Origin of the sequence: Kitasatospora sp. NPDC051702, assembly GCF_040681575.1 — a bacterium.
Lineage (GTDB): Bacteria > Actinomycetota > Actinomycetes > Streptomycetales > Streptomycetaceae > Kitasatospora.
Window position 1 is genome coordinate 37,604 of the sequence record NZ_JBFAZB010000052.1, and the last position, 12,558, is coordinate 50,161.

General features: G+C 72.7%; 11 protein-coding genes and 1 pseudogene. 5 read left to right on the forward strand and 7 right to left on the reverse strand.

Features of this window, described 5'->3' with window-relative positions:
• Positions 1 to 53: 53 nt before the first annotated feature.
• Positions 54 to 530: a hypothetical protein gene (locus AB0N04_RS32225; RefSeq protein ID WP_360215200.1), complete on the reverse strand. Its 477-nt coding sequence runs from the start codon at positions 528 to 530 to the stop codon at positions 54 to 56.
• Positions 531 to 657: 127 nt separating this feature from the next.
• On the opposite strand from AB0N04_RS32225, the gene AB0N04_RS32230 reads away from it, so the two are divergent.
• Positions 658 to 1,239, forward strand: coding sequence for a hypothetical protein (locus AB0N04_RS32230; protein ID WP_360215197.1), 582 nt, complete (start codon positions 658 to 660; stop codon positions 1,237 to 1,239).
• 13 nt (positions 1,240 to 1,252) lie between these two features.
• Here AB0N04_RS32230 and AB0N04_RS32235 read toward each other — a convergent pair whose 3' ends face one another.
• From AB0N04_RS32235 to AB0N04_RS32245, 3 genes are all read right to left on the reverse strand, one after another.
• Positions 1,253 to 1,726, reverse strand: a complete 474-nt coding sequence (locus AB0N04_RS32235) for a hypothetical protein (RefSeq protein ID WP_360215194.1) — start codon at positions 1,724 to 1,726, stop codon at positions 1,253 to 1,255.
• A 104-nt stretch (positions 1,727 to 1,830) separates the two neighbouring features.
• Complete coding sequence (locus AB0N04_RS32240) at positions 1,831 to 1,974, reverse strand: hypothetical protein (RefSeq protein WP_360215191.1); 144 nt, start codon at positions 1,972 to 1,974, stop codon at positions 1,831 to 1,833.
• A gap of 308 nt (positions 1,975 to 2,282) precedes the next feature.
• Positions 2,283 to 2,855: a nuclear transport factor 2 family protein gene (locus tag AB0N04_RS32245; protein ID WP_360215188.1), complete on the reverse strand. Its 573-nt coding sequence runs from the start codon at positions 2,853 to 2,855 to the stop codon at positions 2,283 to 2,285.
• Positions 2,856 to 3,110: 255 nt separating this feature from the next.
• Between AB0N04_RS32245 and AB0N04_RS32250 the strand changes: the two are divergent.
• From AB0N04_RS32250 to AB0N04_RS32265, 4 genes and pseudogenes are all read left to right on the forward strand, one after another.
• Positions 3,111 to 4,305 (forward strand): annotated as a pseudogene (locus AB0N04_RS32250) (IS110 family transposase).
• A 433-nt stretch (positions 4,306 to 4,738) separates the two neighbouring features.
• Positions 4,739 to 5,299 (forward strand): SMI1/KNR4 family protein, encoded by a 561-nt coding sequence (locus AB0N04_RS32255; protein WP_360215185.1) that lies wholly within the window; start codon positions 4,739 to 4,741, stop codon positions 5,297 to 5,299.
• Positions 5,300 to 5,482: 183 nt separating this feature from the next.
• Entirely contained in the window at positions 5,483 to 6,742 is a 1,260-nt protein-coding gene (locus AB0N04_RS32260; protein ID WP_360215182.1) for a damage-control phosphatase ARMT1 family protein, read from the forward strand.
• Between the two features lie 747 nt (positions 6,743 to 7,489).
• Complete coding sequence (locus AB0N04_RS32265; RefSeq protein ID WP_360215179.1) at positions 7,490 to 7,705, forward strand: hypothetical protein; 216 nt, start codon at positions 7,490 to 7,492, stop codon at positions 7,703 to 7,705.
• Positions 7,706 to 7,893: 188 nt separating this feature from the next.
• On the opposite strand, the gene AB0N04_RS32270 is transcribed toward AB0N04_RS32265, so the two are convergent.
• From AB0N04_RS32270 to AB0N04_RS32280, 3 genes are all read right to left on the reverse strand, one after another.
• Entirely contained in the window at positions 7,894 to 9,267 is a 1,374-nt protein-coding gene (locus AB0N04_RS32270; protein ID WP_360215176.1) for a M14 family metallopeptidase, read from the reverse strand.
• Positions 9,268 to 9,670: 403 nt separating this feature from the next.
• Positions 9,671 to 11,617 (reverse strand): ATP-dependent zinc metalloprotease FtsH, encoded by a 1,947-nt coding sequence (gene ftsH, locus AB0N04_RS32275; RefSeq protein WP_360215173.1) that lies wholly within the window; start codon positions 11,615 to 11,617, stop codon positions 9,671 to 9,673.
• Between the two features lie 238 nt (positions 11,618 to 11,855).
• Entirely contained in the window at positions 11,856 to 12,461 is a 606-nt protein-coding gene (locus AB0N04_RS32280) for a disulfide bond formation protein DsbA (protein WP_360215170.1), read from the reverse strand.
• Positions 12,462 to 12,558: the final 97 nt, after the last annotated feature.

The following is a 12,558-nucleotide window of genomic DNA, read 5'->3' on the forward strand; positions in this document are numbered from 1 at the left end:
CAGCCTGCCACCCGCGTCCGCACCCCCGCACGCCACCCCGGTAGCCGGGCGGGTCAGTCCTCCAGCACGGTGTACCCCAGCGCGCGGGCCTGCTCGGCGACGGCCTCGAAGCGCGCCACGGACGACAGCGTCGCCACCAGCCCCCGGCCGACCGCCCCGCCGACCAGCACCGCGGCCACCGCCTCCCGATCGACCTCCCGCTCGTAGTAGTCCTCGGCGAACGCCACGTACGCCTCCGGGCCCTCCCCGGTGAGCAGCCCGAACAGCCAGTCGGAGCCGTCCGACTCGCCGTCGGCGAACTCCACCGGACCGCACCGCCACGCCGGGGCAGCCGCCTCCCTCCAGACGCACACGGTGGCGTCGAAGAACCCCTCGAACTGGAACTCCGGCGCCTGCGCGTACGGCGCGAGCGACGCGGGCAGCCCGTCCAGCAGGCCGGGCCAGTGCGCGCGCTGCTCCGCCCGCCACGGGGTGGCGTCGCTCTCGTGGTCGAAACCGTGGAGGAACACCCCGGCCTGATCGAAGACCACCGCGTAGTCGTCCCCGGAACCGTTGTACCGGGCCGCCCGTGCGGCCGTACGCCGGTGCGCCGGCGCACCCGCACGACTGTCAGACCCGGGTGGCAGCATCCCCCTACGACGACGAGAGGGGGCGACGGTGAGCTTCCTGGGGATGTGGTGCCTGCTGCCCATGACGGCCGACGCCGTCGCGCAGTACGCGCCGCGGCTGCGACCGGCCGTCGACGCCGAGGCCTCCCTACCCGGGTCGCGGGAGCTCCTCGCGTGGTGGCGCGAGGCGGGAAGCACCGAGGAATCACGGCACCACCTCGTCGAGTCCGCCGCGCCGTCCGCACTGGACGACCGGATCTGCCTCGTCTACGAGGCCTGGGAACGCGGGAGCGACGACTCGCTGCCCCGCCTCGCCGTCTCGGCCCGCAACTCCTACCCGGCGGCCGCCCTGGCGCACGCCCTCGGCCCCACCCGGTTCGCGCTCCTCCCCGGCTGGTTCGGCGATCTCGTCCTCACCCCCGAGGAGGTCCGGCAGACCCTCCCCGCCGTCGAACAGGCCTTCACCTGGGACGCCCCCGCGCGCCACCACGCCGAACGGCTCCTCACCGCCGCCCTCCGCGACGAGGCGACCCGGGCCGACCTCGACACCCTCCTGGACGGCGTCCCACCCGTCTGGCGCGCCGCCGCCGACACCGGCCGGGGCCTCCTCGGCGCCCACTTCCTGCCCTGAGCCCCCGACCGGGTCAGTCCACGTCCGACGGGTGCTGCGCGCGGCTCGCCCGCAGGAAGGACTCCAGCCGGTCCCGCTCCGTGTCGAGGTTGCTCAGGGTCTCGTAGGCGTGCTCCCGGGCGATGCCCGACGGATGGGTGACGAGTTCCCGGTAGAGGATCCAGACGCCTCCCCGGATCAGCTCCTCGCACTCCTCCTGCTGCACGGTGTCCCCGGCGCCGAAGGCCAGGAGAAGACCCAGCAGGGCGGTGCGGGCCACCGGCGTGGTGACGGCCGGATCGGCCAGCGCCGCGAGGACGACGGCGGCGGCCGCGGGAGCCGGGTCCATCAGGCTGGACTGGATCATGACGTGACCGTCGATCTCCGCCAGCGTCGCCTCCCCCGGCGTACGCGCGGTGATCAGCCGGAGCAACGCACCCGGCAGATGAGCCGCCGATCGCCCGCACCCGCAGGAGAACGCGCCCCAGTCGTACCGGTCGATCTCCATGCGAACCACCCGCATTCCGGGCGCCTCCGCCATCCCACCCACCCCCGTTCCGGCCCCGCTCCCCGATCCCGATCCCCCCGACCCTACGGGTGCATCCCCACGCACTACTGCCGCGCCCCGCTCTCCGTCACGATGTCGACGGCGACCCGGAGCGGCGTCTCCGCTCTCCCGAGCAGCTCCCGGGTGATCGCCATCGCCTCGATGACGGTCGCACCACGCTCAGCCAGGAGCGCCTGAACGGCCCCCATCCCATCGCCCTCGAGAACCGGCCGGGCCTCCTCGACCGGCGCGTTCCACCGCGCCGCCCGCTGCACGGGAAGTCGGCCTGGTCGACTTCCCGTGCAGCGGGGCCCGGTTGCCTCATCCGGGCCCGCGCCATCCCCCCCAGCACCAAGCCCTGGAGCAGCAGCCAGCCAGAGCCGGCCATCAATGACCGGCTGGACGGCTCCTGGCCGGCGTCGTGGGCTGGCGGTCGTGGCAGTGTGCACCGGAAGTCGGCCGGGCCGACTTCCGGTGCGTCGGCGGACGGGCCGTGGCTCCACCGCTGGTCGGGAGTTCAGAGGCCGGCCGCCACTCCACCCGGCCGCCACCGCGAGCGCGCACCGGCCACTGGGGCCGCCCGGCGGTGCGCGATCTGACCAGCGGGCGGGGTCCAGTCGGCGGGGAGGCCGGACTGGGCGAGGACGGTGGAGAGGCTGTAGCGGTCGCGGTCGGCGGTGATCCTGCAGTGGCTCCCGTCGAGGTCGAGGACGGTGGTCATCGGCACGGCGAACGGCGTCGGTGCGCCCTTGAGGTGGCCCGCGTAGACGGCGTCGACGGTGATGCGGTCGCCGTTGCGGTGAGCGGCCCGCACGGTGACGTGGACGCCGTCGATCAGGCCGTCCGCGCGGGCCTTCCACCCGGAGATCTCCTGGCGGCCGTGGAAGGTGACGCCCACGCCCTCGTCGGAGTAGGTGCCGTCGACGGTGAACAGGGCGCCCAGCGCCCGGGGGTCGGTGCCGTTCCAGGCCCGGGCCCAGTCGTTGACGATTCTCGACGGACGCCGGCCGGCGTCCTCCACAGCCTGCGCGGTGGTGGCGGCCGAGACAGCGGTGGCACAGAGGGCCGCGGCGGCGACCAGTGTGCTCACGGCGTGGGGCGGACGGGACGTCATGGTGCTGCCCTACCTTTCTTGGTGGGTTGAAACTGATCATTCGTAAGATCGGAGCTACCCAGGGGATCTGGGTATGGCTACATGTGCTGCGCCGCCGATGGCTCAAGGAGCTTGGCCGCCCGGACCCCCGCGACGACTCGACCGCCAATTGGGATCTGCGACTCGATCGCTTTGTAGGGCAACGCCGGCGAGGTCGTCTGCTGGAAGTTCGACCGTGACGAGCTGGCGGAGGTGACCGTGCCCCGGATCTGGGCCGGAGTGGACATCGGCAAGGAGCATCACCACTGTGTGGTGATCAACGCGGACGGCGAACGGCTGCTGTCCCGCCGCGTCCTGAACGACGAATCGGCCCTGCTGGAGCTGATCCAGGATGTCCTGGCCCTCGACGAGGACGTGCTCTGGGCCGTCGATCTCAACCACGGCGGCGCCGCGCTGCTGATCAGCCTGCTGGTCGGCCACGACCAGCCGCTGGTACATCACCGGCCTGGCTGTCCACCGCGCCTCTGGCACCTACCGCGGTGAGGGCAAGACCGACGCCAAGGACGCCTACGTCATCGCCGACCAGGCCCGCATGCGCAAGGACCTCGGCCTGCTGCGGCCCGGTAACGAGATCGCTGTCGACGTGCGGACGTTGACCACCCGCCGCACTGACCTGGTGGCCGACCGGACTCGCCAGATCAACCGCCTTCGCGCCCAGCTGCTGGAAATATGCCCGGCGTTGGAGCGCACGCTGGAGCTCACCAACAAGGGCCCGGTCCTTCTGCTGACCGGCTACCAGAGCCCGGCGGCGATCCGCCGGGCCGGCGCGAAGCGCATCGAGACCTGGCTTCGCAACCGCAAGGTCCACGGCGCCGCCGCGCTGGCCAAGGCCGTCGTGGACGCGGCCGAGGCCCAGTACACCGCCCTTCCCGGCGAGAAGCTGGCTGCCGCGATGGTGGTCCGGCTCGCCAAGGGGGTGATCGCCCTCGACCAGGAGGTCGCCGAGCTCGACACCATGATCGAGGCCCGGTTTCGCGAACACCCGTACGCCGAGGTAATCCTCAGCCTGCCCGGCATGGGCAAACTCCTCGGTGCCGAGTTCCTGGCTGCCACCGGCGGCGACATGGCCGCCTTCGGCAGCGCCGACCGCCTCGCCGGATACGCCGGCCTGGCTCCGGTCCCGCGTGACTCCGGACGGGTCAGCGGCAATCTCCGCCGCCCTCGCCGGTTTCACCGCGGGCTCCTGCGGTCGTTCTACCTCTCCTCGTTCGCCAGCCTGAAGTCCTGCGCCGCTTCGAAGGCGTTCTACACGCGCAAGCGAGCCGAGGGGAAGGGCCACAAACAAGCCCTGCTGGCGCTCTCGCGCCGCCGCGTCAACGTCCTGTGGGCCATGATCCGTGACGGACAGTGCTATCACGATTCACCTCCCGTCACTGCAACGGCTTGACATCAGCATTGGGAAGCTCCTTCGGGCGGGCTGGGCAGTCGTGCAGTGCGGAGGTGCGGGGATGGCGCGTCAGACGACCGGACCGGCACGGCCCGTCGGGACTCGGCGCACCTCCCGTCCGTCCGGGTGCGTGTGCGGGGTCCATGGCGCACAGCCTCACGTCAGGGGCTGTCCACTTCCCAGACCTGCGGGGAACGGCGGCTGTCCGGCCCTGTCCGCACCTGTCCACCCGCTTCGCCCGGAGCCGTACGGCGGCTGTCATGCGCCGGGCCCTGGGGATCCGGTGCGAATCGGGTTCCGTGGTCGGCGACCGCGGTTGCGGAGTTCGCCTCGCACAGACGTGATCACTAGGGTGTCCCAGGCCGCGGCGGGAGCCGCGCTCCTGCGAAACGCTCGGCGGGGCTCTGTCCGGGCTCTCTGAGAGGCACTGCTGATGCATCCGAGTGTTGCCCGGTTGGCCGGGGTTCTGCCGCCGCACGACGGAGCCGGCGATCCCGTCGACTGGGACGCGGCGGCCCGCAGATGGGGCACTCGGTTCCCCGCGGACTACCGCGCCTTCGTGTCCGCCTACGGTGGCGGATCGATCAATTGCTCGCTCCACGTGGGGCTGCCGCTGAAGGATGTCCAGGACCCTCGCAGCCACCTGGGGTTCGAGGAGTTGATCGAGTGCGGGTACGAGCTGCTCGACCTGAACCCCGAGGACGGCCCGGCCCTGCGGGGGAGGTTCTCGTGGGCCGTGGACTGCAGCGCCAACCAGGCGTTCTGGGACACCACGGATCCGGATCCCGACAGGTGGACCACCCTCGTACTCACCCGGGACGGCGACTGGGTCGAGTACGACTGCGGCATGGTCGACTTCCTCGTCGGGTTCCTGGCCGGGGAGATCAGTCCTCAGCCCATGGGCCTGTTCTCCCCGGATCAGCCGGTCTTCCTGAACTGGCGGGAAGAACAACGGCTCAAGGAGGCGGGAATCGACCCGTGGCCCCACCTCTGACCCTCGGCCCGTACACCCCAGCGCGCGGCCCGCGACACCGGCCGCCCGGAGCAGGTCACGATCCATCCGCATGGGGGCAGGAACGGGTGGCTACGCCCAAGGGTGGTGCAGACCTCGTGCGAGGCCCGTCGGCAGTACTGTCGGACCGGCCGCCCGGCGATGATGAGAGAAACGAGCAGCACCGTGTCGAACGCACCCGTGATCCGCAGCGACGTCCCCGGGTCGTTCGCCTGGGGCGTCTTCCACCAGCGGCACCCGGTGCTCCTCCGACAGGTCCTCGGCGCGCTGCCGTACGGGCCCGCCGAGCGGGCGGCGGTCGGGCGGCTGCTCGCGGAGAGCACCACCGGTGTCCTGGAGCCGCCGGGCACGGACAGCCCGGACGCCAGGCAGTGGGTGGAGTGGGGCCGGGGCCTGTGGGGCAAGCCGTGGGGCGAGGCGCCGTTCCTGTGGGCGGAGAGCTACTTCTACCACCGCCTGCTCGACGCCACCGGCTACTTCCGGCCCGGTGCCTGGCAGGGCGTCGACCCGTTCGCGCCCTTCAAGGCCGACGAGCTGGCCGGGGCGGCGGTCGACGACGAGCTGGCCTCCCTCGACGTCCTGGACGGCCTGCCGCAGAGCCGACGGGCGGACGCCCTGCTGTCGTCCGCCCTGTGGGGCAACCGCGCGGACCTGAGCTTCCGCATCACCGCCGAGCCGGAGGGTCCGCCTGCGCCCGACGGCCCGGCCTCCTCCGACGGTCCGGCGTCCTCCGACGGTCCGGTTTCGGCCGCCGGCCGGGCCGCCTCCGGCCTGCTCGCCGACGACAGCGCGCAGCTCTGGGCCACGCTGGAGCGGGCCGGGGGCGGGCGGGTCTGCGTCGTCGCGGACAACGCGGGCCGGGAGCTCCTCCCGGACCTCGTCCTGATCGACCACCTCCTGACCCGCGGCCTGGCGGCGCAGGTCGCCCTGTACGTCAAGCCGCAGCCGTACTTCGTGTCGGACGCGACGACGGCCGACGTCCTCGCCGCACTCGGCCGCCTCCGCACCGCTCCCTCACCGGCCGCCGCGGCGGCCGGCGGGCGACTGTGGCAGGCCATGGGCGACGGAACGCTCGCCGTCCGCACGCACCCGTTCTTCTGCGCCCCGCTGCCGTACCACGACATGCCCGGGGACCTGCGGGCCGAGTTCACCGGCGCGGCCCTGACCGTCCTCAAGGGAGACCTCAACTACCGCCGCCTCGTCGGCGACCGGCTCTGGCCGCCGACCACCCCGTTCGCCGAGACGACACGCCACTTCCCCTCCGCCGTCGCGGCACTGCGCACCCTCAAGTCGGACGTGATCGTCGGCCTCGACGACACCCGTGTCACCCGACTCGACGACACCGCCACCCCGTGGCGCACCAACGGCCGCCACGCCGTCATCCAACTCGCCCCCGCCAACACCGACGTCGACGCCGAGGGTTGACGCCGCTGGCGGCGAGCCCGGTCAGACCGGAGCGCCCACCGATGACGCGGGCCGCGCCGTGCACTCCCTCCGGCCACGCGTCGCGGGCCGCAGCGGTGCAGCGAACGACGCGATCCCCGGTGATCGCCCGGAGCCTCGATCGATTCATGACGTCACTGCGCGATAACAGTCCTGCACATGAAGGTAGTTGGCCTCCGTCTGCTGCCAGACTCGGTCCTGGCCATCCGACCCACAGGTAAGGCACCACTCGTGACCGACCCCGACCTATCCCGCCCCAACCAGGGAGGGGCGCAGAACCCCGACTCGGCCAGGGCACCATCCGGTCTTGCGCCGTCGGTTCAGCCGGCCACGCCTCGCCCACGCAGGTTCAAACCCTGGCAGGTCGCCGGCATGGGCTGCGGTGGCCTGTTCGCCCTGCTCATGGCCATCGGGATCATCGGCTCGATCGTCGGTCCTCTCCCGAGGGCCATGCCGCCCAGCGCGTCGACCACACAACCGAGGCCGGCGGCGGTCACGGGCATCGCAGCTCCGGTGACGGCGTCGGTAGCAGCACCGGTGCCGTCTGCCAGTCCAGACCGGGAAGCGAGAACCACACCGCCGTCAACGCCGCCGTCCACGCCGGCCACGCACAGCCCGACCGTGCAGGCGCGGCCCGCGGGTCCGCAGGCGGCCACAGCAGCCACAAGTACGCCCTCGCCGGTCACGACCGGCTGCGGGCCCACACGTGACGTCATCGTCCGGTTCGTCGTGCCGGGTCTCCCCCCGAGCTCAGAGCTTCTCGGAGCGTACGCAATCGCGACCTGCGAACCGACGTTCGAGAACCTGGAGAGGACGGCCCCGAAGGAACCGGGCTACTGCACGCAGGCGGCCTGGGCGAGCGACAACCCGGGCTACGACACCGACGTCACACCCGCCCCGCCACTGAAGAAGGTCCAGGTGTTCTTCGGCCCGGCCTGCCGCTAGTCGGGATCAGGAGGCGTCCACCGGGCCTTCCGACGTCCTCTGCCGTGGCACCGGGCCCGTCTGAGCTGCAGCGGACAGGCCTCCGCCGCCGGCGCTTCTCGCGCGCCGGCGGCGGAGGCCTCGACTCTTCGTGAGCGTCGGCCCGTTCGGCGAGGAAGGGCCGGGCACCCGCTCCGAGGTGTGTGCGGTCAGGCCGGGATGCCGCAGTACTGCTGCTGCTTGCCGATCACGCGGTAGACGCAGTCGGCGGTCTCCACCAGGCGCAGGACCGCCTCGCGGTTGCGGCTGGTTTCGCGGCCGATCACCTCGTCGGGCGGGTAGAAGCCGCTGCTGCCGTTGGGGCCGGGGTACATCTCGAAGGTGTAGGCGAAGACGCGTTGGGCGCCCCAGAGCCAGTCGTCGATCGCGCCGTCGGTGATGTAGAGGTCGCTGGACTGCTCGGGCGTGTAGCCGTTGGTGGCGGCCATGCTGCGGCCGAGGGTGGCGAAGGTGTTGTACTCGTCGGCGGTCATGCCGGGCACCGTCTCGGCGGTGGTCCAGCCGAACGGCCAGAGCACCAGTTCGCTGTAGGTGTGGAAGTCGATGGCCGCGGTGATCTGCTGCTTGCCGCCGACGATCCGGCTGCGGACGAAGTCGGCGACGACCTTGGTCTCCCGGGCGGACTCCGGGGCGCTGCCCCGGTAGGTCTCGCTGGAGGTGGAGCCGGAGGAGCCGCCGCAGCAGCCCCACTTGTAGTTCCAGTTGCGGTTGAGGTCGGTGCCGACGCTGTTGCTGCCGGAGTTCGGCTGACGGTCCTTGCGCCAGCTGCGGTAGCGGCCGGTGGCGATGTCGTACTCGCCGCCGTCCGGGTTGAGGTCGGGGATCACCCAGATCTCGCGGCTGTTGACGGCGTTGGCGATCCGGCTGTCGGTGGCGTACTTGTCGCCGAACTCGTGCAGCAGGTACAGCGCCATCTCGACGGTGAGGTGCTCGCGGGCGTGCTGGTGGGCGGTGAACAGCACCTCGGGCTCGTTCTCGTCGGTGCCGACGTTGTCGCTGATCTTCACCGCGACGATCGGCCGCCCCTCGTACGAGGTGCCGATGACGCGCTTGCTCATGATGTCCGGGTGTGCGGCGACCACGGCGTCGATGTCGGCGGTGGCCTCGGCGTAGTTGTGGTAGCCGGAGTCGGCCTGCGGGAAGTCGTTCACCCCGCTCAGGCTCCCGACGTCGGGCCCGTCGCCCTGTCCGGTGCCCGGCTCGGCGCCGTAGCGGGGGCCGGGCAGCGCGACCGGGGACCAGCCGAGCGCCCGCAGCCGCTCGGCCTCGGCGGGGGTGGCGGTGACCACCACCGCGTCGGGCAGGACGGCGTCGACGGCGGCGCCGGTGGCGGCGACGGCGGTGCGTTCGGCGACGGTGCGGGGGCCGTCGAGCCGGTACTGCCGCGCGGCGTCGACGGACGCGGACGAGGGAGCGGGGCGGCGGTCGGGGGAGGCCGCCCGGGCGGTGATCGGTGTGGCGAGGGCGAGGGCCAGCAGCACGGCGGTGGCCGCAGCGGGCTTCCCTCGGCGGGGCAGTCGCATGACTGTCCTCCTGTGGGGGTCCGTGGGGGCGGAACGGTGGAGGAGGTGAGGCGCGCGCCAGCATGATGGTCCGCCAGTGTCATGGGTTCGTCAAGACACTGGGAAGGAAAGGAAAAGCCCCCCGAAAACCCCCACCCGACGGCGCCCGAGCCGGCCGCCACGCCAACCGGGCAGGCGCGCATCCTGATGGAACCGGGGGACGGCGCCGACCCCCGACTCGCGCACATGGTGCGGGACTCGAGCGCCGGATGGCCGGCCGCCCGCGCCACCCTCCGCATGCCTGCGGGGGTCGGCCGCCCCCGCGCATCGGTGATCCGCACCTCGGCGGTCCTCCCCGCACACAGGGATTCAGCGCCGGGGGCGCGGGGTGCGGGGATGCATCAGGCCAGGCTGGGCGTGGGGGTCAGGGGGCGGGGGTGGGGTGGGTGAGGAGGGTGAGGACGACGGTGCCGTCGACGGTCTCCTGGGCGACGAGGAGGGCGGCGAGTTCGTCGAGGTGGTGGCGGTGTTCGCGGAGGAGGTCGACGGCGCGCTGTTCGGCGCGGCGCAGGAGGCGGGCGACGGCTTCGTCGACGGCGCGCTGGGTCTGTTCGGAGTAGGGGCGGCGGAGCAGGTCCTCCGGGGTGTCGCCGAGGAACTGCGGGGCGCCGGAGGAGTAGCCGACGGGGCCGAGTTCCGGGGAGAGGCCGAACTCGCGGACCATCCGGGTGGCGACGCCGGTGGCGTTGGCGAGGTCGTTGGCGGCGCCGGTGGAGCCTTCGCCGAAGACGACCAGTTCGGCGGCCCGCCCGCCGAGTTGGACGGTGAGCAGGTCGGTCAGGTAGCTCTCGCTGTACAGGTGGCGTTCGGCTTCGGGGAGTTGCTCGGTGGCGCCGAGGGCGACGCCGGCCGGGATGATGGTGACCTTGGCGACCGGGTCGGCGTGTTCGCAGAGCGCGGCCATCAGGGCGTGCCCGGACTCGTGGACGGCGACGGCGTGCCGCTCCTCGGGCAGCAGGGCGTTGGAGGAGTCACGGCGGCCGAGCAGGACGCGGTCGCGAGCGGCGTCGAGGTCGGCGGCGGTGAGGGTGGCGCGGTCGGCGCGGACGGCGTTGATGGCGGCCTCGTTGAGGAGGTTGGCGAGGTCGGCGCCGGAGAAGCCCGGGGTGCCACGGGCGATCCGGTCGAGGTCGGCGTCGGGGGCGAGGGTCTTGCCGCGCACGTGGACGGCGAGGATGGCGGCCCGTTCGGCCTGGTTCGGCAGCGGGACGGTGACCTGGCGGTCGAAGCGCCCGGGGCGCAGCAGGGCGGGGTCGAGGGCGTCGGGGCGGTTGGTGGCGGCGATGACGACGATGCCGGTGCTCTGGTCGAAGCCGTCCATCTCGGCGAGCAGCTGGTTGAGGGTCTGCTCGCGTTCGTCGTTGCCGCCGAGCCGGGTGCCGCCGGCGCGGCGGCCGCCGACGGCGTCGATCTCGTCGATGAAGATGATGGACGGTGCGCGGTTGCGGGCCTCGTCGAAGAGGTCACGGACGCGGGAGGCGCCGACGCCGACGAACATCTCGACGAAGCCGGAGCCGGTGACGGAGAGGAACGGCACCTCGGCCTCGCCGGCGACGGCGCGGGCGAGCAGGGTCTTGCCGGTGCCGGGCGGACCGACCATGATCACCCCGCGCGGGCCCTTGGCGCCGGCGGCGGCGTACCGGTCCGGGCTGCGCAGGAAGTCGACGACCTCGCTGACCTCCTGTTTCACACCCTCGTACCCGGCGACGTCGGCGAAGCCGGTGGCGGGCCGCTCAGCCTCGATGATCTTGGCGCGGGAGCGGCCGATGGCGCTCAGGCCGCCGCCGAGCGCACGGGTGGCCATCCGGCCGGACCAGAGGAAGAGTCCGCCGAAGATCAGCAGCGGCAGGAACAGCAGCAGGGTGGACCAGATCGAGCCGCCCCCGCTGCGGGTGGCGGTGACGTCGACGTGCTGGTCGGCGAGTGCCCGGCTGAGCTGGGAGGTGTCCAGGGCGGTCGGGATCTGGCTGGTGAAGTGCGTGCCGTCCTTGAGGCTGCCGGTGACGCCGCCGGTGTTGTTGACGTTCACGGTCCGGACCTGTCCGGCGTCGACCCGGTTGAGGAGGTCGGTGTAGCCGTAGCGGGTGCCGGTCGGACCGGGGCTCGCGAACAGCACCAGCAGGAGCAGGGCGACCAGGACGGCGACGGGCAGCAGCCAGCGGCGCGCCGACGGCGGGGGCGGCTTGCCCGGCGGCGGGCGGCCCGGGGTGGGCTTGCGGGGACGGTCCGGGCCGACGCCCGACCCCCAGCCGCGGTGTGGCGGCGGGGTGGCCGGGTGTCGGGCGGCGCGCGACCGTCCTCGCACGATCATCGTCGCTCACCGCCTCTCGGCACCTCCGGGCCCACCCCTCCATGGTGGGGCCGGATGCGCCCGGACGGGAGTCCTGGGGGCGACGAGAGGGCCGGGGCGGGCGGGCCGGGGCAGCCCGGGCGGGAGGCGGCGGGCCGGGAGACGGCGGACGGCGGTCGGCGGAAGGAGGCCGGCGGAAGGAGGCCGAAGGACGCCGGAGGGACGCCGAGGGCGGCAGTGCAGGCCCCGGGCGAACGCCTCAGGAGAAGTCGAGCGAGCCCGTCCGGGTGCGCTTGAGCTCGAAGAACTTCGGGTAGCCGGCCAGCAGCCGCACGCCCTCGAAGACCCGGACGGCGTCCTCGCCGCGCGGGATCGCCGTCAGCACCGGGCCGAAGAACGCGACGCCGTCCACGTGGATGGTCGGCGTGCCGACCTCCTCGCCGACCGGGTCCATGCCCTCGTGGTGGCTCTTGCGCAGGGCGATGTCGTGGGCGGTGCTGTCCGCGGCGTCGGCGAGCTGTTCGGGCAGCCCGGCCGCGACCAGGGCCTCCCGGATGACGTCGGCGTCGGCCTCGCGGTCCTGGTCGTGCAGGCGGGTGCCGAGTTCGGTGTAGAGGTCGCGCAGCACGTGCTCGCCGTGCTGCTCCGCGGCGGCGATGCAGACCCGGACGGGGCCCCAGCCGGTGGTCATCAGGCGCTGGTACCGCTCGGGCAGGTCGGTGCGGCCCTCGTTGAGGACGGACAGGCTCATCACCCGGAAGTTGAGGTCGAGTTCGCGGTGGCGCTCGACCTCCAGGATCCACCGGGAGGTGATCCAGGCGAACGGGCAGATCGGATCGAAATAGAAGTCGACTTTGGTGGTCACGCCGGAGAGACTAACCGTCCGAGTGGACCGGTATCCAGGGCCAATTGATATTCGATGGAGTGGGCCACTCACCCGCTGCCGGTCGCCCCGCCGGCTG

Excerpts from the sequence above, each read along its gene's own strand:
- AB0N04_RS32255 (WP_360215185.1), top strand. The coding sequence starts at position 4,739 with ATGCATCCGAGTGTTGCCCGGTTGGCCGGGGTTCTGCCGCCGCACGAC.
- ftsH (WP_360215173.1), bottom strand. The coding sequence starts at position 11,617 with ATGATCGTGCGAGGACGGTCGCGCGCCGCCCGACACCCGGCCACCCCG.
- AB0N04_RS32235 (WP_360215194.1), bottom strand. The coding sequence starts at position 1,726 with ATGGAGATCGACCGGTACGACTGGGGCGCGTTCTCCTGCGGGTGCGGG.
- AB0N04_RS32270 (WP_360215176.1), bottom strand. The coding sequence starts at position 9,267 with ATGCGACTGCCCCGCCGAGGGAAGCCCGCTGCGGCCACCGCCGTGCTG.
- AB0N04_RS32240 (WP_360215191.1), bottom strand. The coding sequence starts at position 1,974 with ATGGGGGCCGTTCAGGCGCTCCTGGCTGAGCGTGGTGCGACCGTCATC.